Here is a 23,193-nt window from a genome sequence, read left to right as displayed (position 1 = left end):
CCGCCCCCCGAGGGAGCGGCGATGCTCGCGGCATGGAGCCGCGAGCACATCGCCCGCGGGCCGCCTTGGGAGCGGCCCGGCGCCGGCCCACGTTTCATCGTCAGCGGATGTGGCCAGGCGCCATGGAGAACGCATGTCCTCCCTGACCCCCGCCGACCTCCTCGCCCTCAGCCGCCTGCTGGACGAGGCCCTGGACCTGCCGGCACCGCAGCGCGCCGCCTGGCTGGCCGCCGTGGACAACCCGCGCTGGCGCGAGGAGCTGGCCCGCATGCTGGCCGACCACGAGCACCTCGACGACAGCGGCAGCGCCTTCGCCACGCTGCCCAGGCTGGCGGCGCGCGAGGAGGCGCCGGCCGCGCCCGGCGACCACGTCGGCCCCTGGCGGCTCATCGAGGAGATCGGCCGCGGCGGCATGGGCAGCGTCTGGCGGGCCGAACGGGCCGACGGCGTCTACGAGCGCGAAGTGGCGCTCAAGCTGCCGCGCCGCAGCCGCCGCGGCGACCCCACCCTGGCCGAGCGCCTGGCCGGCGAGTTGCGCATCGCGGCGCGGCTGGAGCACCCCCACATCGCGCGCCTCTACGACGCTGGCCTGGACGACCAGGGCCGCCCCTATCTGGCCATGGAACTCGTGGCCGGCCAGCCGCTGAACGTCCACGCCCGCCACCTCGACCTGCCGGCCCAGCTCGGCCTGCTGGCCCAGGTGGCCCGTGCCGTGGCGCATGCCCACGCCCAGGGCGTGATCCACCGCGACCTCAAGCCCGGCAACGTCCTCATCGCCGCCGACGGCACGCCGCGGCTGCTCGACTTCGGCATCGCCACGGTGCGCCAGCGCGGTGCGTCGCCGGCCGCCTCGTCTTCGCAGGCCTCTTCGGCCTCGCCCTCTTCGGCCGGCCTGACGCCGGCCCACGCGGCCCCCGAGCAACTGGCCGGCGGCCAGGCCACCGAGGCCAGCGACGTCTACTCGCTGGGCGTGATGGCCTACGAGCTGCTGTGCGGCGAGCTGCCCCACGGGCGCGCCGGCGCCGCCGACGCGACGCCGCCGCGCCCGCCCAGCGAGCGCTGCAGCGACCCGGCGCGCCGGCGCGCGCTGCGCGGCCCGCTGGACGCCCTGCTGCTGCAGGCGCTCTCACCCGACCCCGCCCGCCGCCCACCCGACGCCGCCGCCTTCGCCGCCGCGCTCGAGCGCGAGCAGCAGCGGCTCGGTCCCGCCGGCCGCCGCCACCGTCGCGCCGTCGCGGCGGCCGGCGGCGTGCTGCTGGTGCTGGCCGTGGGCGCCGGTGTCGTCGTCGTCCAGGGCCAGCGGGCTGCCGCGGCCAGCGAGCGAGAGCAGGCCGCCCGGGCCTTCGTCGCCGAGGTCTTCAAGCTGCAGACGGCGGCCTCGGCGGCGGGGCAGACGTCCTCCGCCCTGCTGGCCCGCAGCACCGCCCTCATCGAACCGCGCTTCGAGCCCGCCGCGCGCGCCGAGATGTACGCCGGCCTCAGCCAGTTGCTCGCCGACATGGGCGCGCCGCGGCTGGCGGCCGAGATCGGCGTGCGCCGCCTGGCCGCGCTGCAGGACGCGCCGGCCTCGGCCGCCGAGCGCGCCAAGGCCTGGCGCCAGCAGGCCTCCGCCCAGCTCGACGCCCGCGATCCCGACGGTGCCGAGGCCAGCGCCCGGCATGCGCTCGAACAGCAGCCCAGCGACATCGACGCCGAGCTGCTGCTGCTGCGCAGCCTCGTCGCCCGCCACCGCTTCACCGAGGCGGCCCCGCGCCTGGAGGCCCTGGAGCGCCGGGTGCGCAGCGGCAGCCTGCCCGCGGCCTGGACGCAGTCACTGCGCGGCCGACTGCTGCTGGCCGAGAACCGCCGCGACGAGGCCTTGCCGATGCTGCAGCGGGCCGTGTCCACCGCGCTCGCCGCGGCCGGCCCGAACTCGCTGGACCTGGTCGCCCTGCGCCTGGCCACCGCCGAGGCCCTGCTGCCCGCATCGCAGGGCCCGGCGCTGCAGGCCCAGCTCGATGCCGCCCTGGCCACACTGGACCGGCTGGGCGGCGCCCATGCCGTGCGCTCCGCCCTCGTGGCGGCGCGGATGGCGACGGCCCGCTACACCGGCTATTTCCAGATCGGCGCCGACGAGGCCCTGGCCACCATCCGCGCCAGCCGCGAACGCCTGGCGGCGCGGGGCCAGGCCCTGCCCGACGAGATCACCGCGCCCCTGGACCTGTACGAGGCCACGGTGCTGGCCCGCAAGGGCGACATCGCCGACGCCCTGCCCCTCATCGAACGCAGCCGCGGCGCGTTGGAAGCCGATGCGCGCACGCCGCCGGAGCGGCTGCGCCTGGGCCATACCCTGGGCGAGATCTACGAGGCCGTGGGCCGGCACGACGACGCGGACCGCTTCTACCGGATGGCGCTGCAGGCCCGCATCGACGGCGGCTATGCCCGGAACCCGGTGACGGCCTTCCAGTACATGTCGGCGGCGCTGAACCTCTCCGCCGCCGGCCGCACCTCCGAGGCGCTGGCCCTGCTGGACGGGGCGCCCGCCTTCCCGCCCGTGCGCGGCGAGGGCAGCGCCAACCCGAACCGTTATGCCGACATGGTGACCGCCGCCCGGGCCCGGGTGCTGCTGGACGCGGGGCGTCCGGCCGAGGCGCTGGCGACGCTGCCTGCCGCGATGCTCAAGCCGGGGGAGGATCGCGTCAGCCGTTACGACGCCCAGGTGGCCCTGGCCCTGCGCGGCGAAGCGCGCTGCGCCCTCAAGCCCTCGCCCGAGGGCCTGGCCGACCTCCAGCAGAGCCTGGCCTTGGCGGCACGCACCCGCGACGACCCGCTGGACACAGACCTCGCCCGCGTGCACGGCGTGACGGGGCTGTGCGCCCTGTCCCTCGGCGACGCGGACACCGCACGACAACAGGCCGAACTGGCACGCCGCGCCTTCGCGGCGCAGCCGAGGAGCAGCGACTACCGGCAGGGGCCGCTGCGGCGGTTGGAGGGGGCGTTGGCGAGGCGGCGGGGGTGAGGGGCTGAGGGGCTGCGGCGTGCGGCTGGCGACGCCGATGAGCAGGGTGTTGGCTTTTGCCCGTGCCTTTCGACTCGGTGCTGTTGTTGGCCGCTTTTGCTGAGAGCCTTTGCGACTCTCTGCACTGCCGCGGGAATCCGCCCCGCGAGGGCGGGTAACTTTCTTCTGTCGGCGCCAGAAGAAAGTCACCAAAGAAGAGGCGCCTTAAAGCGAGCACCCCGGCGCGCTTGAAGCTCAGCCCGGGCTACAAGCGACCCGCTTCGCTCTCGCCGCTGTCCCTATCCCGGGCGCCATCCATCGCGCCGCATGGCCGCCTAACGCGCGGCTGCACGCCGTGCTCACGAGTCGAAATCCAAGCAAGCCAAGCGCCGCTCGGGCGGCGCGTCGTGGCGAGTGGTGCCTTCATTGGTGAGCCCGGCGTGCAGCCGGCGTTAACCGGCGTGAAGGTTCGATTTGTGGTGCTCGGCACAGGGACAGCGGCGAGAGCGCAGCGGGTCGCCTCGAGGCGCTTCTCGTCGTTCAACGCATCAGGGCGCCGGATTTAGAGCGCCTCTTCTTTGGTGACTTTCTTCTGGCGCCGACAGAAGAAAGTTACCCGCCCTCGCGGGGCGGATTCCCGCGGCGGTGCACCGAGTTGCAAAGGCTCTCAGCAAAAGCCCTCCCACAACCAACGCACCGAGCCGCAAAAGCTTGACGCAAAAGCACGCCCACCGGGCACCCAACCTCACCCCAAGATCAACTGCAACGACCCCTGCAACGCCCGGATCAAGTCCTCCAGCGCCTGCAGCAACCGCTCGCTCCCCTGGTGCATCCGTTGCACGGCATCCCCCTGCTCCACCCGCAGCCCGCGCAGCAGCACCAGCCAGGCCTCGTCCACCGCCGCGAAGGCCGGTTGCAGGGCCGGGCCGGCCAGGGGGGCGGCGCGGACCTCGTCGTAGGCCTTGATGAATTCGTCCAGCCCCGCGGCCAGGCCGCTGACGTCATGCCCGGGCAACACCTGGGCGAGCAGGCCCTCCTTGGCCAGGCGCTGGCTCAACAGCCGCAGCCGCGTCACCTGCGCCAGCAGGCCGACCGGCCGCTGGCCGGCGCGTTCGGACAACCGGGCCACCAGGACCTCGCTCGTCTCCAGCAGGCGCTGGGCCGCGCGGTCGCTGCGGGCCAGGTCGGGCTGGCGGGTGGAAAGCGCCGCCTCGAGCTGAGCCCAGGCGCCGGAAACCGCTGCCTGCTCCTGCGCGAACTCCTGGCGCAGGAGCTCGGCCAGCCGCGCCAGGTTGGCGTTGACCCGCTCGATCGAGCCGTCCAGCAGCGCCTGCGCCTCGCGGCGCTCGGGCGGCGTCAGCCGCGGCCACTGGCGCAGGGCCTGCAGCTTGACCATGCGCTGGCTCAGCATGCGCTGGGCACCGGCCCGCTCCAGGGCCTCGCCGAGCTCGCTGGTGTGCACGACACCGCGGGCCACGTCGGGCAGCTTGGCCTGGGTCTGCATGGCCGTGTTGCGCAGCAGGGCGAAGGCCGCCGCCTCGTCGATGCCGCGCGCCTGCATCAGCAGGCCCTTGGCCCGCTCCGTCCACTTGCGCTCTTCCAGCTTGGCCTGCACGGCGCTGTCGCGTGCCCGCAGTTGGGCAGCCAGGTCCAGCACCCACGACAGGGTGGCGGCGAGCTGCGCGGCGTCGACGTCGGCCGGCAGCCAGGCCAGCGCGCCCCGCGCCAGCAGGGCCTGGCGCTCGGCCGGCTCGGGTGCCGGCGACAGCAGCACGGCCGGCAAGGCCCAGGCCCGGTCGGGGTGCAGCCACTGCGCCAAGGCGGTGCGGCCAGGGCACCAGAGCAGGCCCAGGCCCGAATCGGGTGCGGCCTGAGCGAGATCGGGAATGGTGCACAGCGACCAGCCAAGGGCACGCAGATCGGCGCCCTGCGGGGGCTCGGCGGGAGAGCAGAACAGCGTTGGCTTCTCGGGAAGCTCGGGTGAGACGGAGGTGTCGGACATGGCAATTGGGTACGCGCCCCAAAACGGCGCAAGAAACACGCCAACCAACGCGTTAGCGCGGGCACGGGCCTTGCAAGTATCGAGCGTGGGCCCGCAATGGTGCGGGCCGCCCTTCCACCGCGAAGTCCGCGCCGCCCTGGCACGCGACCGGTGGGTCGGCGCGGGCGCGCGGCTGCCAGCCCAGCGAGCCTCCGATGTCTGCCCTGCAAAACTTCAAACGCGCCGGCCACAGCCCCACGCTGTTCGCCGCCTTCCTGTATTTCGCGTTCTCCTGCTGCATCTGGGTGCTCAACGGCGCGTTGGCGCCCTTCATCAGCGAATCCTTCCAGCTGAGCCCGGCGCAGAAGGGGCTGATGCTGTCCATCCCCATCATGGCCGGCGCGCTGATGCGCTTCCCGCTGGGCGTGCTGTCGCAGTACATCGGCCGCAAGAACGCCACCCTCGTCGAGATGAGCCTGATCGCCGTGGCCATGCTCTACGGCTTCTTCATGGTGAAACGCTACGACGACCTGCTCGCGATGGGCGTGCTGCTGGGCATCGCCGGTGCGAGCTTCGGCGTGGCCCTGAGCCTGGGCGCGGGCTGGTTCCCGCCGCAGTACAAGGGCCTGGCCATGGGCCTGGTGGGCGCGGGCAACGTCGGCACGGCGGTGTCGGTGCTCGTGGCCCCGCCGCTGGCCCAGGCCTTCGGCTGGCAGACGGTCTATGCCTTCGCGGCGGCGGCCATCCTCGTGCCCATGGTGGTGATGGTGCTGTTCGCCAAGGAGCCGCCGGACGTGGATGCCCACGCCTCGCTGCGCGAGCACGTGGCCTGCCTGTTCGAGAAGGACGGCTGGGCCTTCAGCCTCATCTACGGCGTGACCTTCGGCGGCTTCATCGGCCTCACCACCTTCCTGCCCACCTACTACCACGACCAGTTCGGCGTCTCCAAGGTGCAGGCCGGCCAGCTGACCATGCTGGCGGCCTTCATGGGCGCGGCGGTGCGGGTGGCCGGCGGCTGGATGTCGGACCGCTGGGGCGGCGTCAACATGCTGACCCTCGTGCTCGTCGTCGTGGCCGTGAGCCTGGCGGCGGTCGGGCTGGCGGGCAGTTCGCTGGCGCTGACGACGCTGCTGCTCATCGTCTGCTTCGCGGCCCTGGGCGCAGGCAACGGCGCCCTCTTCCAACTGGTGCCGCTGCGCTGGCCGGCGGCGACGGCCGTGGCCGGTTCGATGATCGGCGAGATCGGCGCCCTTGGCGGCGGCCTGGTGCCCAACCTGATGGGCCTGTCCAAGCAGTACGCCGGCACCTACCTCTGGGGCTTCGTCGTCTTCGCGGTGCTCGCGGTGCTGATGCTGGGCGTGATGCGGGTGATGCAGATCCGCTGGACCCGCACCTGGGCCGAAAAGGGAGGCAGGGCCAGAGGCCATGCCTCCCTTTCGGCGAAGGCTAACTTGGCTTCAGCCAAGTTAAACCCGCTTCGCGGGCGGCCGTAGCCAAAAAGGCGGCCGCGCCCGACGCCCCCAAGCCGAGACCGAGCCCGTGCACTACCGGCGCGCCTGAGCGCATCGGCCCAGGAACACGGCCACAGAGGCACAGAGATGCCCGGCCTGCGCGGACATCGGGTCTCTCTGTGTCTCTGTGCCTCTGTGGCTGTGTTTCGGCTGGCTTCGGTCACCTCGGCAGGAAGAGCAGCCAGGCGACCAGCAGCAAGTTGAGCAGCACCGAAAGCGCCAGTGCGATCTGCCAGCCCGTCAGGACCTCGCGCTGTGCCCGGACAGGCCGGGCCGGCGTGGCCTGGTCGCGCGCCGCGCAGCGCTCCAGCGCCAGCAGCAGTTCCTCGGCCGTCTCGAAGCGCTGCTTCGCCTCCCGGGCGATGGCGCGCATGACGACCCGGTCCAGCGGCATGGGCACGCTGGGCTGCAGCCGGCTGACCGAAGCCGGCTCCCGGCGGTAGCGGGCCAGCTGGTAGGGTTCGATCTCGCCATAGGGCAGGCGCCCGGTCAGCGCCTGGTAGAGCGTCACGCCGAGGGCGAAGAGGTCGGAGCCGGCATCGGGCAGCGCGGGCGGGTCCTGCCACTGCTCGGGGTTGATGTAGCTGGGCGTGCCGGCGTGCAGTTCGCGCGCTGCGGCAGGCGATCGCCGGCTCAGCGCGACGCCGAAATCCAGCACCCGCCACTGGCCATCGTCGCCGAGGTGGAGGTTGGCCGGCTTGATGTCGCGGTGGACGACACCGGCCGCGTGCAGCAGGCCCAGCGACCGCGCCACGGACTGGCCCAGCGCCATGGCCTGGGCCGCGTCGAGGGGGCCGCGGGCCAGGAGCTGTTCCAGCGTCTGGCCGCCATGCCAGTCGAAGACGGCATAGAAGTGGGTCGCACCCTCGGCCGGCGGATGCACGCGCACGAAGCCGCTGGCGCCGTCGCTGCCGCGCCGGCTGCGCGGAGCCTCGGCCAGGCGCAGGCCGAGCCAGATCTCGTGCGCCAGCATGGCGCGCTCCTCGGGGTCGCCGGCGCGGCCGGCACGCAGCATCTTCAGTGCCACGAGGCGGCCCGTGGCCAGCTCGCGGGCCTGGAGCAGGCGATGGGCGCCGTGGTCGGCGACGAGGGCGGTCACCTGATAGCCGTCCAGCACCGCGCCCACGCCGAGCGCCCCGGGCGTGGGCAGGTCGCGGCCGAGGGCGGCCAGGTCGCCCAGGCCGGGACCGGCGAGATCCTTGACGTCGAGCACGAGGGCCGTCGCGTTGTCGTGGCTGCCCGCAGCCAGCGCGGCGGCGGTCAGTGCGTCGGCCGCCGCCTGGGCCCCGAGCGTGGCGCGCAGCAGATCGGCGATCTCGCGCGGGCGCAGGGCGCCGTGCACGCCGTCGCTGGTCAGCAGCAGGCGGTCGCCGACGCGCAGTTCGCCCTGGGCGTGATCCAGGCGCAAGGCGTCGTCCAGCCCGAGGGCGCGGGTGAGGCCGGCGAAATCGCGCCGCTCCAGGCGGTGGTCCTGGGTGAGCAGCAGGCATTCGCCGTCGCGCAGCAGCCAGGCGCGGCTGTCGCCCACGTGGGCCAGGGCGTAGCGGCGGCCCCTCAGGGCCACGGCGGTCAGTGTCGTCAGCGCTTCGCGCGGGCTGCCGTCGGCGCCGGGGCGGCGGTTGTGCGCCGCCAGCCACGCGTTCTGGTGGCCGAGCAGGCGGTCCAGCGCCACGCTGGCGTCCCAGTCGAGCGGCACGGCGTGGAAGTCGCGCAGCAGGCTCATCACCGAGGTCTGGGCCGCCATCAGGCCATCGCCCTGGCCGCTGCCGCTCACGCCGTCGGCCAGCGCAGCCACCCATCCGCGTTCGGCCTCGTGCGGCGCAGGCGCCTGCACGCCGGCGAAGTCCTCGTTGCGGGGACGCTTGCCCTGCAGGCTGGACAGGCCGGTGTCGAGTTCGAAGCGCATGGGCGAGGTCGTGGGCAAGGGATCCAGAAATGCAACCACAGAGGCACGGAGACACGGAGACACGGAGGAAGACAGTCCTCCCTTGGCTCCATAACTCTGTGCCTCTGTGCCTCTGTGGTTGCATTTTGAGAGCGCCCCCCGGACAGGCCGGCGCTCGTTCTTGGTGCAATTCAGGGATGAGTGCACCCGCACCGGGCTGCTGAGCGCTTCGGCGTGGGGCGCCGCGGGTCGTGCTTGCACGCTGCGGCCGATCTGGAGGCCAGCTTCATCGCTGGCACATGCCTTGCAAAGCAAAGGGCAGACCAGCTTGTAGTACGGGGTGTGGCATGAGGAAGATGAAGCTCGTGATGGTGGGCAACGGCATGGCCGGCGTGCGCACGCTGGAGGAGCTGATCAAGATCGCGCCCGATCTCTACGACATCACCGTCTTCGGCGCCGAGCCGCATCCCAACTACAACCGCATCCTGCTCTCGCCGGTGCTGGCCGGCGAGCAGACCCTCGACGAGATCATCCTCAACCCGCTGTCCTGGTACGCGGAGCACGGCATCACCCTGCACCTCGGCCGCAAGGTGACGCAGATCGACCGCGTGCGCCGCCGCGTCGTGGCCGAGGACGGCACGACCGCCGACTACGACCGCCTGCTCATCGCCACCGGCTCCAGCCCCTTCATCCTGCCGGTGCCGGGCAAGGAGCTGGACGGCGTCATCGCCTACCGCGACATCGCCGATACCCAGGCCATGATCGACGCCGCGGCCAAGTACCGCCACGCCGTCGTCATCGGCGGCGGCCTTCTGGGGCTGGAGGCGGCCAACGGACTGATGCGGCGCGGCATGCAGGTGACCGTGGTGCACCTCGTCGACACGCTGATGGAGCGCCAGCTCGACACCGTCGCGGGCGACCTGCTGCGCAGGTCCCTGGTGGACCGCGGCCTGGACTTCAGGCTGGGCGCACAGACGCAGGCCCTGCTCGGCGACGAGGCCGGGCGGGTCCGGGCCATCCAGCTCAAGGACAAGGACGGCCGGACGCTGGAGCTGCCGGCGGAACTCGTCGTCATGGCCGCGGGCATCCGCCCGAACACGGCGCTCGCGGAAAGCGCCGGCCTGCATTGCAGCCGCGGCATCGTCGTCACCGACACCATGCAGACGGTGACCGACCCGCGCGTCTATTCCGTCGGCGAATGCGCCGCGCACCGCGGCATCGCCTACGGCCTGGTCGCGCCGCTGTTCGAGCAGGGCAAGGTCTGCGCCACCCACCTGGCCCAGTTCGGCATCGGCCGCTACACCGGCTCGCAGGTCAGCACCAAGCTCAAGGTGACGGGCATCGATCTCTTCAGCGCCGGCAACTTCAGCGGCGGCGCGGGCACGGAGGAGATCGTCATGAGCGACCCCTTCGCCGGCGTCTACAAGAAGCTCGTCATCCAGGACGACCGCCTGGTGGGCGCCTGCCTGTACGGTGACACGGTGGACGGTGGCTGGTACTTCAAGCTGCTGCGCGAGGGCCGCCGCATCGCCGACATCCGCGACAAGCTCATGTTCGGCGAGGCCGGCGCCAACATCGGCGACGTGGGCCACCAGGGCGTCAACCGCGCCGCGGCGATGGCCGATGCCGACGAGGTCTGCGGCTGCAACGGCGTCACCAAGGGCACCATCTGCAAGGCCATCCGCGACAAGGGCCTGTTCACCCTCGACGAGGTGCGCAAGCACACCAAGGCCAGCGCCAGCTGCGGCAGCTGCACCGGCCTGGTCGAGCAGCTGCTGATGGCGACGGCCGGCGGCGACTACTCCGCCGCTCCGCGCAAGAAGGCCATCTGCGCCTGCACCGACGCCAGCCACCAGGACGTGCGCGACGCCATCCGCGACGGCCACCTGACGACCCTGGCCGACACCTTCAAGGCCCTGGACTGGCGCACGCCCGACGGCTGCGCCACCTGCCGGCCGGCCCTCAACTACTACCTCATCTCGACCTGGCCCAAGGAGGCCGTCGACGACCCGCAGAGCCGCTTCATCAACGAGCGCAGCCACGCCAACATCCAGAAGGACGGCCACTACTCCGTCGTGCCGCGCATGTGGGGCGGCGAGACCTCGGCCGCCGAGCTGCGCCGCATCGCCGACGTGGTGGACAAGTACAAGATCCCAACGGTCAAGGTCACCGGCGGCCAGCGCATCGACCTGCTGGGCGTGAAGAAGGAGGACCTCGTCCACGTCTGGCGCGACATCGGCATGCCCTCGGGCCATGCCTATGCCAAGGCCCTGCGCACGGTGAAGACCTGCGTGGGCAGCGAATGGTGCCGCTTCGGCACCCAGGACAGCACCGAGATGGGCAAGGACCTGGAGCGCGCGCTGTGGCGCATGTACGCGCCACACAAGGTCAAGATCGCCGTGTCGGGCTGCCCGCGCAATTGCGCGGAGGCGGGCATCAAGGACGTGGGCGTCATCGGCGTCGACTCGGGCTGGGAGATCTACGTCGCCGGCAACGGCGGCATCAAGACCGAGGTGGCGGAGTTCTTCTGCAAGGTGAAGACGCCCGAGGAGGTGCTGGAGCACGCCGGCGCCTTCCTGCAGCTCTACCGGCTCGAGGGCTGGTACCTGGAGCGCACGGTGCACTACGTCGCCCGCGTGGGGCTGGACCACGTCAGGAAGAAGATCCTCGACGACGCGGCCCAGCGCCAGGCGCTGTGGGCCCAGCTGCAGTTCGCCCTCGACGGCGAGCCCGACCCCTGGTTCGAGTTCGGCCAGGCCCGCGTGGACCTGCGCCAGTTCGAGAAGCTGGAGGCGTGATGCAGAGCCGACGCACCCTCCTCTTCGCCGGCATCGCATCCCTGGCCGGTGCCTGCCTGCCCGCCCGCGCCCAGAACGGCCGCATCGAAGGCCTGGGCGAGGCCATCGACATGGCCGGCGCCCAGCGCATGCTGAGCCAGCGCATGGGCAAGGCCTGGCTGGGCCAGCTGCGCCCCGAGCTGGCCGGCCGCGCCCGCCATGTGCTCAGAGACAGCGAGGCCCGCTTCGAACGCCAGCTCGGCGAGCTGCTGGCCTATGCGCCCACGCCCGCCATCGCCGGCAGCTACCGGGCGCTCAAGCACCGCTTCGGCGACTACCGCGCCCTGCTGCAGTGCGCGCCCTGCCGCGAGCGCGTCGACGAGCTGCTGCAGTGCTCGGGCGAGATGCTCAACATCGCCCAGATCGCCACCGGCCAGTTGCAGGAACGCTCGCGCGAGAACTCGGCCCGGCTGGTCAACCTGTCGGGCCGTCAGCGCATGCTGTCGCAGCGCCTGGCGCTGTACTACCTGGCCGGCCAGCAGGGCGCACGGCCCGAGCTCGTGCGCCAGGAGACGGCGCGCGCGCGCTTCGAATTTGAAGCCGCGCTCCAAGCCCTCGCCGCGTCGGCCGAGGCCACGCCGGCCATCCGCGCCAACCTGGAGCTGGCCCGCAACCAATGGGTCTTCCTGCAGTCGGCCCTCACCGGCGAGAGCCAGGGCCCGCAGGCGGCGGACGACGTGTTCGTGGCCAGCGAGAACCTGCTGACCGTGATGGAAACCGTGACCGGGCAGTTCGCCCGTCAACTGGGATGACGACGATGGACGACTGGACCCGTGTCTGCGCGCTGCAGGACATTCCCGTGCTCGGCTCGCGCCGGGTGAGCCGCCCGCAGGGCCTGGACGTGGCGGTGTTCCGCAATGCCGCGGACGAGGTCTTCGCGCTGCTGGACCGCTGCCCCCACAAGGGCGGCCCGCTGAGCCAGGGCATCGTCTTCGGCCGCAGCGTGGCCTGTCCGCTGCACAACTGGACCATCGGACTGGCCGACGGCCAGGTCAAGGCGCCGGACGAGGGCTGCGCGACGGCTTTTCAGGTGAAGGTGGACGGCGGCGAGGTCTTCCTCTCCCGCACCGAGCTGGACACGCTGGCACTGGACCTGGCCGCGCCCATGGCCGGCCCCGCGCGGCCGGCCGCCATCGCCTGACGGGCCACCAAGCCCTCGAAAAGAACGACATGGAAGAGACAAGATCCACCTGCCCCTACTGCGGCGTCGGCTGTGGCGTCGTCATCGAGCATGACGGCGTGCAGATCACCGGCGTGCGGGGCGACCCGGAGCATCCCGCCAACTTCGGCCGCCTGTGCACCAAGGGCAGCAAGCTGCACCTGACCGCCACGCCCGTGGTGATCCAGCACCAGCGCCTGCGCGAGCCCATGAAGCGCTCGGTCCGCGGCGAGGCGGCTGCGGCCATCGGCTGGGACCAGGCCAACCGCGAGATCGCCGAGCGGCTGCTGGCCATCCGCGCCGCCCATGGCCCCGAGGCGATCGGTGTCTACATCTCCGGCCAGCTGCTGACCGAGGACTACCACGCCTTCAACAAGCTGGCCCGCGCCGTCATCGGCACACCCCACATCGACTCCAACTCGCGGCTGTGCATGAGCTCGGCCGTGGTCGGCTACAAGCAGGCCCTCGGCGCCGACGCGCCCCCCTGCAGCTACGAGGACGTCGAGCTGGCCGACTGCGTGCTCGTCAGCGGCGCCAATCCGGCCTGGGCCCACCCCATCCTGTTCCGCCGCCTCGAGGCGGCGCGCGCCGGCCGCCCCGGCCACCGGCTCATCGTCGTGGACCCGCGCCGCACCGAGACGGCCGAGCTGGCCGACCTGCACCTGCAGATCCGCCCCGGCACCGACGTGGCCCTGTGCCACGGCCTGCTGCATGCCGCCATCTGGCAGGGCTGGACGGCGGGCGACTTCATCGCCTCCTCCACCCAGGGCTTCGAGGCCCTCAAGGCCCTGGTGCGCGAATGGACGCCGGCCCGCGCCGCCCAGGTCTGCGGCATCGAGGAAGCCGACCTCTGGCAGGCCGCCGAATGGTTCTCGACCGCGCCGGCTTCGCTCAGCCTCTACTGCCAGGGCCTGAACCAGAGCAGCGCCGGCACGGCCAAGAACACCGCCCTGATCAACCTGCACCTGGCCACCGGCCAGATCGGCCGGCCGGGCGCCGGGCCCTTCTCGCTGACGGGCCAACCCAATGCCATGGGCGGCCGCGAGAGCGGCGGCATGGCCACCCTGCTGCCCGGCCACCGCGACCCGTCCAAGGCGCAGGACTGGGCGGACATCGGCCGGCTCTGGGGCGTGGCCGATCTTCCGGGCCGGCCGGGCCACACCGCCGTCGAGATGTTCGAGGCCGCCGCCCGCGGCGAGATCAAGGCGCTGTGGATCGCCTGCACCAACCCGGCCCAGTCCATGCCCGACCAGGCCCTGGTGCGCCAGGCCCTGCAGCGCTGCGAGCTGGTCATCGTGCAGGAGGCCTTCGCCCACACGGCCACGGCGCGCTACGCCGACTACCTGCTGCCCGCCGCCACCTGGGGCGAGAAGGAAGGCACCGTCACCAACAGCGAGCGCCGCATCAGCCGCGTGCGCCCCGCCGTGCCGGCGCCCGGCCAGGCCCGGGCGGACTGGCGCATCGCACGCGACATCGCCGCCCTCATCGACGCCGGCCTGGGCCGCGCGCCGCGCCTGGCCGCCCAAGGCGCCGAAGAGCTCTGGCTCGAGCACCGCGAGGCCACGCGCGGGCGCGACCTCGACATCACCGGCCTGGACTGGGCCACCCTCGACACCGAAGGGCCGCAGCAGTGGCCCTACGTCAAGGGCCCGACGCCGCGCCTGTACACCGACGGCCGCTTCGCCCACGCCGACGGCCGTGCCCGCTTCACCGCCAAGCCCTACCAGGCGACCGCCGAGGCGGCCAGCGCCCAGCGGCCTTTCGCGCTGACCACCGGCCGCCTGCGCGACCAGTGGCACGGCATGAGCCGCAGCGGCAGCGTGCCCGGGCTGTTCGCCCACGAGGGCCAGCCGGTCGTGCGCGTGCACCCCGGGGACGCCGCCCGCCGCCGCCTCGCCGAGGGCGAACTCGTGCACGTGCGCTCGCGCCGCGGCGAGCTGGTGCTGCCGCTGCGCCTGGACGGCAACGTGCCGCCCGGCGGGGCCGACATCGCCATGCACTGGGGCGAGGAGTTCATCGGCGCCCAGGCCGGCGTCAATGCGCTGACCCAGGGCGCCTTCTGCCCCGACTCGCGGCAACCGGAGCTCAAGTTCAGCGCGGTGGCCATCGAGCCGGCCGCCCTGCCCTGGCGGCTGAGCGCCTGCGCCTGGGTCGCGCCCGAGGCCGGCGCCGCCCTGCGCGAGCGGCTGCGCGCGCTGATGCCCCGCTTCGGCTACGCGCAATGCCTGCCCGAGCCGGCGGCGGCGGGCGGCCTCGTCGGCTGGGCCTTCGAGGCGGCCTGCGCCGAGGCGCCCGCGCCCGGGCTGGTCGAGGAACTCGCGGCCGTGCTCGGTCTGGCCGGCACCGAAGTGCTGCGTTATGCCGACGCCCAGCGCGGCCGGCTGCGCCTGCTGCAGCTCGACGGCGACGACCTGCAAGCCGCGCCGCTGCGGGCGCTGCTGCGCGTGGGCCAGCACGACGAGGGCGCCTGGCTGGTCGAGCTGTGGCGCCGCCGCGCCGCCGCGGCCAGCGTCGGCCGCTGGCTGCTGTCCCCCGGTGCGCCGCCCACCCACCTGGCGGCCTCCAGCCCCCAGGTCTGCAACTGCTTCGACGTCCGCGAGGACGTCATCCGCCTGACGCTGCAACGCTGCGGCGGCAGCCCGGCCGAGCGCCTGTCGCAGCTGCAGGCCGAGAAGCGCTGCGGCACGCAGTGCGGCTCCTGCCTGCCCGCGCTGCGCCGCCTGGTCGCCACCACGCCCGAAGAGGTGCCCGCATGACCGCCAACCACGCTCCCGTCGTCTCCCTCGTCGGCGCCGGCCCCGGCGACCCCGAACTGCTGACCGTGCGCGCGCTCCGGCGCATCGAGGCCGCCGATGTCGTGCTGGCCGACGACCTCGTCGACCCGCGCGTGCTCGCCCTCGTCAAGGGGCGGCTGCTGCGCGTCGGCAAGCGCGGCGGCTGCATCAGCACGGACCAGCGCTTCATCCACGAACTGATGATCCGCGAGGCCCGCGCCGGCCATCGCGTGGTGCGGCTCAAGGGCGGCGACCCCTTCGTCTTCGGCCGCGGCGGCGAGGAGGTCGACGCGCTGCGCGAGGCGGGGCTGGAGGTCGAGGTCGTCAGCGGCCTGACGAGCGGCATCGCCGGCCCGGCAGCGGTGGGCATCCCGGTGACGGACCGCCGCGCCTCGCCCGGCGTCATCCTCGTCACCGGCCATCCCGGCGAAGGCCGCGCCGAGCCGGACTGGGCGGCCCTGGCGCGCACCGGCCTGACCCTCGTGATCTACATGGGCGTGGCCCGCGCCGCCGACATCACCGCCAGACTGCTCGCCGCCGGCCTGCGGGCCGAGCTGCCCGCCGCCGTCGTCAGCGCCGCTCACACGACCCGGCAGCGCCACGCGGTGACGACGCTGGCCGGCCTGCCCGACTGCATCGCCCGCGAGGGCCTGGCGAGCCCCGCCCTGCTGGTCGTCGGCGAGGTGGCCGCCCACGCCGCGGCGCTGCAGCAATGGCCCGAAGTTATGGGTGACGGCAGGGAAGTGATGGCCGGCTGAAGCGCACCGTCCCTCGCGCGGGACGCCTGCGCAAAACCGGACATCGCCTCATCCCCCACCCGAGGATGGCGCCGCCGCGCGCCGCGACGCACACTGCCGGCCCCATCCACAAGGAAGCCTGCAATGAAGTTGCCTCCGCCTGCCGCCGCCCTCCGGGCCGGCACCGCCCAGGCCCCCGGTCTCGAATCGCCCGCGCCGATGTCGTCCGCGCCGGGCCTGTCCACCCTCGTCCCGCCGCGGCGCATGGAGCGCCCGCGATGAGCCTCAACTGAGCTTGAAGCTGCTCACCAGCCCCGCCAGGCGCACCGCCTGCTCCTTGAGCGACTGAGCCGCCGCCGCGGACTCCTCCACCAGCGCAGCGTTCTGCTGGGTCATCTGGTCCAGCTCCGTCACGGTGCCATTGACCTGGGCGATGCCCTGGCTCTGCTCCGCGGCCGCGGCGCTGATCTCGCCGATGATGTCCGCCACCCGCTGCACCGAGCCGACGATGTCGGTCATGGTCGCGCCGGCATCGTTGACGAGGCCGGTGCCGGCCTCGACCCGTTCGACGCTGGCGTTGATGAGGGCCTTGATCTCGCGCGCCGCCTCGGCGCTGCGCTGCGCGAGCGAGCGCACCTCGCCGGCCACGACGGCGAAGCCGCGGCCCTGCTCGCCGGCCCGCGCGGCCTCGACGGCGGCGTTCAGCGCCAGGATATTGGTCTGGAAGGCGATGCCGTCGATGACGCCGATGATGTCGGCGATCTTGCGGCTGGCGCCATTGATCTCGCCCATGGTGCTCACCACGCGCGACACCACCTCGCCGCCGCGGCCGGCTGTCTCGGCGGCGGTGCCGGCGAGCTGCTTGGCCGTCATGGCCGCGTCGGCGCTCTGGTGGACGGTGCCGGTCAGCTCGGCCACGGCGCTCGCGGCCTGCTGCAGGTTGGACGCCGTCTGCTCGGTGCGCTGGGACAGGTCCATGTTGCCGCTGGCGACCTCGCTGGAGGCGACCTGGATGCTCTCGGCCGACTCGCGCACCTGCCCGACGATGCCCGACAACGAGCGCTGCATGGCCGCCAGGGCCTGCATCATCTCGGCCGATTCGTCGCTGCCGCGCACCTCGGGCGCGCGCGACAGGTCGCCATCGGCCATGCGCTCGGCAAAGCGCTTGGCCTCCGTCAGCGGGCCGATGATGGAGCGCGAGATCCGCACCGCCAGCGCGCTGCCGATGGCAACGCAGACGACGAAGGCAACGAGGAAGCCGACGAAGACGCGGCTGACGAGGCTGTCCACCTTGGCGAAGACCTCGTCGCCGCGCTTCCTCAGGTCGCCCTCGATGTTGGTGAGCATGGCCAGGGCCGGGTCGTAGGCGGCGTCGGCGGACTTCATGTCCTCGAAGGCGGCCTGGGCGTCGGCGAAGCCATCGGCGGCGATCTTGTCGGCCACCGGCTTGACGGCCTTGCGGTAGTCGGCCATCAGGCCGCGGAACTTGGCCAGGGCCTCGCGGCCCTTGTCGTCGCTGGTGATGGCGCCGAAGTCGTCCATGGCCTTGTCCAGGCCCGCCTGGGCGGTGTCCCACTCCTTGCGGGCCCGCGCCATGCCGTCCTTGTTGAAGATGGACGCCACGAGGGTGGAGGTGGCCGCCTTGCTCTGCAGCAGGTGGCTGCGGGCCGCGACGGTGATGTTGGAGGCCGGGATGAGCTTCTGGGTAATGCCCTGGATGGCCTTTTGCGACACGTCCAGGCCGAAGCCGCCCACGGCCACCAGCAGAGCCGTCATGCCGAGGATGAGACCGAAGGCCAGCCAGAGACGGGCTTGGATGCGCAGACGACGCAGCATGGGGTTCTCCTGTGGGTGCAGGGCGGGGGGTGATCGCCGATTGAAGCAGAAACCCCCAGGCAAACGCCGAGGGGCTGCTGGTAGGCTCGCGGCATCGTTCACGCCCCGGCGCCCCATGAGCTTCCTGGCCATCGACATCGGCAACACCCGGCTGAAGTGGGCCGTCTATCCCGACGGCGCCACGCCGGGCAGCGCGCCGCTGCGGCACGGCGCGGTGTTCCTGGAAAACATCGACCGCCTGGCCGACGAGGACTGGCAAAACCTGGAGCCGCCGACGCGCATGCTGGGCAGCAACGTCGCCGGCGACGCCGTGCGCCGGCGCGTCGAAGAGCAGATGGAGCACTGGGACCTGGTGCCCCGCTGGGTCGTGCCCTCGCCCGAGACGGCCGGCGTGCGCAACGGCTACGACCACCCGACGCGGCTGGGCGCCGACCGCTGGGTGGCCGTCATCGGGGCCCATGCCCACGCACGCCGACGCGGCTTCGTGGGGCCGGTGCTGACGGTGATGGTGGGCACCGCCGTCACGGTGGACGCGCTGTCCAGCGACGGCCAGTTCCTCGGCGGCCTCATCCTGCCGGGCCACGGCATCATGCTGCGCGCGCTGGAGGGCGGCACCGCCGGCCTGCGCGTGCCCACCGGCGAGGTGCGCGACTTCCCCACCAACACCAGCGACGCGCTGACCACCGGCGGCACCTTCGCCATCACCGGCGCCATCGAGCGCATGGCGCGCCTGCTGCAGGCCCGCGAGGGCCGCGCTCCGCTGCTGCTGATGACGGGCGGCGCCGGCTGGAAGGTCGCCCCCGCGCTGGACGTGCCGCACGAGCTCGTCGAAGGGCTGATCTTCGACGGGCTGCTGGCGATCGACGCGGCGCGGGCCTGAGCCGCAGCGCGCGCCGCTGTCAGCTGAAGCAGGACAGCAGTACCACGCCCCTGGCGCCGCAGCTCCAGGCCTCGCCTTCGGGGCTGCTCAGCCAGTCCAGCGCATCCTGCCGGTTGCCCGCCACCGGCCGGCAGGCGAAGACCAACTCGGGCGACAGCCCGTCCTGCGCCGGCTGGCTGGGACCTTCCACCTGCCAACCCTGCGCGACCACGGCTCCGCTGGCCAGCACCGCGGGCAGCGGCGGTGGCGTGATGCCGCTGAAGGCCTCGCCGAAGCCATTGGGCGGTGCCGGGCACTTGGGGCAGTTGGACAGGACGCCGACGTCGTCCGCCGCGTGGGACGTCGCCGGAGCCACGGTCGGCGCAGGCGGGGCGGCCATCGCCGTGAGGCCGCCGTCGGCCGGCCAGAGCGCGAAGGCGCGTTCATCCAGTCCACGGTTCACGGCGACGGCCTTGAGCCAGCAATATCGAACTTCCATGGAGCCTCCTGAGCTTTGCTTGAAAACGCTACGGGACGTAACGCTTCGTCAGAATAGTGACCCATGGCGGCGACCGACATTGTCCGTTTGGCTCATGCGCTGGCGCTGGCCGCGGCGTCGCTGTGCCTTGCCGCGCTGCGCAGCGACCAGGCGGGTGGCGACCCGCGTCCCAGCGTCGTATTCCTGGCCCAGGGTCCGGCCGACCCCTATTTCGACCGCTTCGCAACGGCCTTGCGCGAGCGCCATCCGCAACTCTTCGCGGGGATGCGCCTGCAGGCACTGGCGGTGCCCGACGACGAGGCCGGGTTCGCGCAAGCCCTCAGGGCGGCAGCGGCGACAGGACCGCGCTTGTTCGTGGCACAGAACGGCTACCAGGCGCAGTTCCTGCGGACGGTGCTGCGAGCCCCTGCACTGGTGTTCTCCAGCCAGTCCGATCCCCGCAAGCTGGGCGTGGTGTCGGGGCTGGCGGAGCACCCGGAACCCAGCACCGGCATCTGGATCAATGACGAGCTGGACGTGAAGCGCCTCGAATTGCTGCTGGACGCCTTTCCGTCGCTGAAGGTGGCGGCGGTATTGGGCGACACCGATTGGTTTGCCGGCCTCGGGCCGGCGTTGGACGGCATGCAGAAGGTTGCCCGCGAGCACGGCGTGACGTTGCGGCTCTTCCATGCCGACTCGGTGGCAGAGGCGCTGCAGCTGCTGGAGGAGCCCCGAGCCGCCCAGGCCGAGGGCTGGTGCCTGCCGAGGACGCAGCTGAGCCTGGACGCACGCATCGCCCGCCGCCTGGTGGACATGGGCAAGCCGGTGGTCGCCGGGCATACGCCGGATGTCTACGAGGCAGCGCAGCTGTCCTATGCCCAGGACCGGAACTTCGTGGCGCCCGCCCTGGCCGATCTCGTCGCACGCATCCTCCAGGGCGAACCGCCAGCCTCCATCCCGATCCAGATTCCGCAACGTTTCCAACTGGCCGTGCGGGTGTCTGACGATCCCCGCCTGCCGCGCATCAGCAGCGAGGTGGTGCGCCGCGCCGACCTCGTCATCCGATGAAGGCGCCTTCGCCACGGGTGCATCGGCTGTCGCCCCTGGAGCGGCGCTATGCGCTCAGGCTGTGCGGGCTGACGCTGCTGCTCCTGCTGGTGTCCGGCGTCGTGCAGATGCTCTTCAGCTATCGCGAGTCGCTGGCGCAGGTGGAGGAGCTGCAGGCGGTGCAGGCAGAGTCCGCGGCCAGGGAGATCGGCGGCTACATCGCCGGCATCGAGGCCGGGCTGCACGACATCGCCAAGTTGCCCTGGGGCCAGCCAGGCTTCGGCCTGGAGCAAAGGCGCGAGGAGTTCTATCGCCTGTTGCGACTGGCGCCAGCCATCATCGAACTGCAGGCACTCGACGCCTCGGGTCGCGAGCAGATGATGGTCTCGCGCAGCGACCCCGTGCGCCTGGGCTCGCGCCGCAGCGCGGACGAACCGGCGTTGCTGCGCGTGTCGAAGGAGGCTCCGCTGCAGCGCGGCGCCACCTACTTCCGCCAGGCCCAGATGCCCACGATGCGCATCGCGGCCTATGACGGGCAGGGCAGCATCGTCGCCACCGTGGACTTGCGGCTGCTCGGCGAGGTGGTGTCGCGGCTGCGCATCGGCGCCGGCGGCCTGGCCTACGTGGTCGACGGCGCCGGCACCCTCATCGCCCACTCCAGTGCGACCGAAGCGCTGGGGCGGCTCGACCTGTCGGACCTCGAGCCGGTCAGGAAGGCGCGACAAGCCAAGGCCTCGCCGGTCCGGCTTGCGGGCCTGGCCGCTCTGGACCGCTTCCATCGTCCCGTCATCGTGACGGCCGGCGAAATCCCGGGCAGCGACTGGCTGCTCTTCATCGAGCAGCCGCGCAGCGAGGCGCTCAAGCCGGCACTGGCCACGCTCAGCGGCACGCTGGTGCTGATGCTGGCAGGCGGCACGGCTGCGTTGGTGCTGGGCGTGGCCTTCGCGCGCCGCATGGCCGCGCCCATCGTGGCGCTGCGCGACACGACCGCACGCATTGCGACCGGGCAGTTCGACGCCGGCCAGCCCGGGCCGATGCCCAAGCTGCGTCACGACGAGATCGAAGGCCTCGCCGAGGACTTCAACCAGATGGCCTCGCACCTGCGCGAGCTCTACGCCAGCCTCGAAGCCAAGGTCGCCGAACGCACGGCGCAGCTGTCGGAGGCGCGCGACGTGCTGACCGCGCGGGCCGACGAGCTGTCGCGCCTGAAGGACGAGGCCGAGCGCGCCAATGCCGCCAAGACGCGCTTCCTCGCCGCCGCCAGCCACGACCTGCGCCAGCCCATGCACTCGATCAGCCTGCTGCTCGGCGTGCTGCAAAGCCGCCTCGACCGGCCCGAGCATCTGGCGCTGGCAGCCAAGATCCAGTCCTCGGTCGCGACGATGGAGAACCTCTTCGGCAACCTGCTGGACATCTCCAAGCTGGACGCCGGCGCCGTGCAGGCCCACGTGGAGGACGTCGACCTGGGCTGGCTGCTGCACCGCCTGGAGGAGACCTGGGCGCCGCAGGCGGCCGAGAAGGGCCTGCGGCTGCGCGTGCGGCCCTGCGACGCGGTGGTGAAGGGCGATGCGGCCCTGCTGGAGCGCATCGCCGGCAACCTGGTGGCCAATGCCATCCGCTACACGCGCCGCGGCGGGGTGTTGGTGGGCTGCCGGCGCCGCGACGCCAGTGTCGAGCTGCAGGTCTGGGACACCGGCCCCGGCATCGAGCCGCGCTACCGCGAGGCCATCTTCGAAGAGTTCTTCCGCATCGAGGCGCCGGGCGCCGGGCCGGAAAAGGGCCTGGGGCTGGGGCTGTCCATCGTGCAGCGCTGCGCCCACATCCTCGGCCACGGCCTGGCGGTGGACAGCCGCGTCGGACGGGGCTCGGTGTTCCGGCTGGCGATGCCGCTGTCCGGCACGGCCACGCGCACGCCACGCCTGGCGCCGCTGGCGCCGGCCGGTTCACCTGCCCTGCTGGGGCGCTTCATCGTCGTCGTGGACGACGAGGCGACGAATGCCCAGGCCCTGGTCGATGCCCTGCGCGCCAGCCACTGCCATGTCGTCGCCGCCGCCTCGTGCGACGAGGTGCTTGCCGAGCTGGAGCAGCATCTGCGCGTGCCCGACCTCATCGTCACCGACTACCAGCTCGGCGCCGGCCGCGACGGCTTCGAGGTGATACGCCGGCTGCGCCACCACTACGACGACGAGATCGCGGCCCTGGTCGTCACCGCCAATACCGACGCCGCGCTGCAGGCCCTGGCCGCCGCCCACGGCGCGCGCCTGCTGCACAAGCCCATCGGGCTTCAGCGCTTGCTGGAGGCGATGCAGGAGTCGCTGGCCTCCGCCGCCGCCTCCTGAGCCGGCGCCGGCACGTCGAAGCGCAGCCCCAGCCGCCCGGCGGCGAGCACCGCCTGCGTGCGTGTCGTGACGTTGAGGGCGCGCAGCACGGCCGAGGTGTGGGCCTTGACGGTGCTGAGCGACAGGTTGAGCTGGCGGCCGATGAGCTTGGCGGGCTTGCCCTGCAGCAGCAGGTGCAGGACGTCGGCCTGGCGTGGCGTCAGGCCGAGGTCGGCGGGCCGGCGCTCGACGGGCGCGGGCGACGCTGCGGCGGGGACGGGCGCGGCGGGGACGGGGGATGGGGGCGGCGGCGCCCGTCCCCCCAGGAAGGCCGACGGCGGCAGGTAGATGCCGCGGGCGAGGATGAGCCGCAGGGCGCCCAGCATGACCTGCGAGGTCGAACTCTTGGGGATGAAGCCCATGGCGCCGGCATCGAGGGCGGCGAGCACGGTGTCCTTGTCGTCGGCCGAGGACATGACGACGACCGGCACCTCGGGATGGTCGCGGCGCAGCCGCGCCAGGCCCTCCAGGCCCGACAGGCCGGGCAGGCCGAGGTCGATGAGCACGAGGTCGGCGCCGCCGCGCCGCGCGAGCAGCTCGAAGGCCTCCTCGCAGCTGCCGGCCTCCAAGGTCTGCAGGTCGGGCACCAGGGGCTTGAGCAGCAGGGCCACGCCTTCGCGGAACAGGGGATGGTCGTCGATCAACAGAATCTTCATGGGCGATCTCGCTGCGGCCATGGTATCGGCCGGCCCCGTCGCGGGCGAGGCTGGAGCCTCGTCCTTTTGGCCCATACC

General features: G+C 72.6%; 15 protein-coding genes. 10 read left to right on the top strand and 5 right to left on the bottom strand.

All coding sequences use genetic code 11. The annotated features are described in order from the left end of the window. Positions 1–133 precede the first annotated feature (133 nt). Entirely contained in the window at positions 134–2,998 is a 2,865-nt protein-coding gene (locus LXT12_RS08805; RefSeq protein ID WP_233391214.1) for a serine/threonine-protein kinase, read from the top strand. Positions 2,999–3,722: 724 nt separating this feature from the next. Here the strand turns inward: LXT12_RS08805 and LXT12_RS08800 are convergent. Next, complete coding sequence (locus LXT12_RS08800; RefSeq protein WP_233391212.1) at positions 3,723–4,979, bottom strand: ANTAR domain-containing response regulator; 1,257 nt, start codon at positions 4,977–4,979, stop codon at positions 3,723–3,725. 194 nt (positions 4,980–5,173) lie between these two features. Between LXT12_RS08800 and LXT12_RS08795 the strand changes: the two genes are divergently transcribed. Then, the gene (locus LXT12_RS08795) at positions 5,174–6,451 is read left to right on the top strand and encodes an MFS transporter (protein ID WP_233391209.1); all 1,278 of its coding nucleotides are present in this window, start codon (positions 5,174–5,176) and stop codon (positions 6,449–6,451) included. A gap of 178 nt (positions 6,452–6,629) precedes the next feature. On the opposite strand, the gene LXT12_RS08790 is transcribed toward LXT12_RS08795, so the two are convergent. After that, on the bottom strand, positions 6,630–8,375 hold the full coding sequence (locus tag LXT12_RS08790; protein ID WP_233391208.1) for a bifunctional protein-serine/threonine kinase/phosphatase: 1,746 nt from the start codon (positions 8,373–8,375) through the stop codon (positions 6,630–6,632). 326 nt (positions 8,376–8,701) lie between these two features. Between LXT12_RS08790 and nirB the strand changes: the two genes are divergently transcribed. The 5 genes from nirB to cobA are packed head-to-tail and all read left to right on the top strand — an operon-like array spanning position 8,702 to position 15,882. After that, complete coding sequence (nirB, locus tag LXT12_RS08785; RefSeq protein WP_233391207.1) at positions 8,702–11,152, top strand: nitrite reductase large subunit NirB; 2,451 nt, start codon at positions 8,702–8,704, stop codon at positions 11,150–11,152. Then, positions 11,152–11,943, top strand: a complete 792-nt coding sequence (locus tag LXT12_RS08780; protein ID WP_233391205.1) for a type IV pili methyl-accepting chemotaxis transducer N-terminal domain-containing protein — start codon at positions 11,152–11,154, stop codon at positions 11,941–11,943. Before nirB ends, LXT12_RS08780 begins: the two co-directional genes overlap by 1 nt. Positions 11,944–11,948: 5 nt before the next feature. Then, a complete protein-coding gene (gene nirD / locus LXT12_RS08775) occupies positions 11,949–12,332 on the top strand; it encodes a nitrite reductase small subunit NirD (RefSeq protein WP_233391792.1) in 384 nt (127 codons plus the stop codon). Positions 12,333–12,361: 29 nt separating this feature from the next. After that, a complete protein-coding gene (locus LXT12_RS08770; protein ID WP_233391203.1) occupies positions 12,362–15,106 on the top strand; it encodes a nitrate reductase in 2,745 nt (914 codons plus the stop codon). After that, complete coding sequence (gene cobA / locus LXT12_RS08765) at positions 15,103–15,882, top strand: uroporphyrinogen-III C-methyltransferase (RefSeq protein ID WP_233391202.1); 780 nt, start codon at positions 15,103–15,105, stop codon at positions 15,880–15,882. Before LXT12_RS08770 ends, cobA begins: the two co-directional genes overlap by 4 nt. Positions 15,883–16,146: 264 nt before the next feature. Here the strand turns inward: cobA and LXT12_RS26905 are convergent, their stop codons facing one another. Then, the gene (locus LXT12_RS26905; protein ID WP_304622759.1) at positions 16,147–17,697 is read right to left on the bottom strand and encodes a methyl-accepting chemotaxis protein; all 1,551 of its coding nucleotides are present in this window, start codon (positions 17,695–17,697) and stop codon (positions 16,147–16,149) included. Between the two features lie 115 nt (positions 17,698–17,812). On the opposite strand from LXT12_RS26905, the gene LXT12_RS08750 reads away from it, so the two are divergent. Next, entirely contained in the window at positions 17,813–18,577 is a 765-nt protein-coding gene (locus tag LXT12_RS08750; protein ID WP_233391200.1) for a type III pantothenate kinase, read from the top strand. Positions 18,578–18,596: 19 nt separating this feature from the next. Here LXT12_RS08750 and LXT12_RS08745 read toward each other — a convergent pair whose 3' ends face one another. After that, the gene (locus LXT12_RS08745) at positions 18,597–19,055 is read right to left on the bottom strand and encodes a hypothetical protein (protein WP_233391198.1); all 459 of its coding nucleotides are present in this window, start codon (positions 19,053–19,055) and stop codon (positions 18,597–18,599) included. A gap of 63 nt (positions 19,056–19,118) precedes the next feature. Between LXT12_RS08745 and LXT12_RS08740 the strand changes: the two genes are divergently transcribed. Both LXT12_RS08740 and LXT12_RS08735 read left to right on the top strand, forming a co-directional pair. Further along, the gene (locus LXT12_RS08740) at positions 19,119–20,102 is read left to right on the top strand and encodes an ABC transporter substrate binding protein (protein ID WP_233391196.1); all 984 of its coding nucleotides are present in this window, start codon (positions 19,119–19,121) and stop codon (positions 20,100–20,102) included. Next, positions 20,099–22,420: a hybrid sensor histidine kinase/response regulator gene (locus LXT12_RS08735; protein ID WP_233391195.1), complete on the top strand. Its 2,322-nt coding sequence runs from the start codon at positions 20,099–20,101 to the stop codon at positions 22,418–22,420. Before LXT12_RS08740 ends, LXT12_RS08735 begins: the two co-directional genes overlap by 4 nt. On the opposite strand, the gene LXT12_RS08730 is transcribed toward LXT12_RS08735, so the two are convergent. Beyond that, positions 22,366–23,115 (bottom strand): response regulator, encoded by a 750-nt coding sequence (locus LXT12_RS08730; protein WP_233391194.1) that lies wholly within the window; start codon positions 23,113–23,115, stop codon positions 22,366–22,368. The genes LXT12_RS08735 and LXT12_RS08730 overlap by 55 nt on opposite strands. Positions 23,116–23,193 lie beyond the last annotated feature (78 nt).

Source organism: Pelomonas caseinilytica (assembly GCF_021353235.1).
GTDB lineage: Bacteria > Pseudomonadota > Gammaproteobacteria > Burkholderiales > Burkholderiaceae_C > Pelomonas > Pelomonas caseinilytica.
The sequence above is the reverse complement of the archived record's forward strand: the minus strand, read 5'-3'. Positions and strand labels throughout refer to the sequence as shown.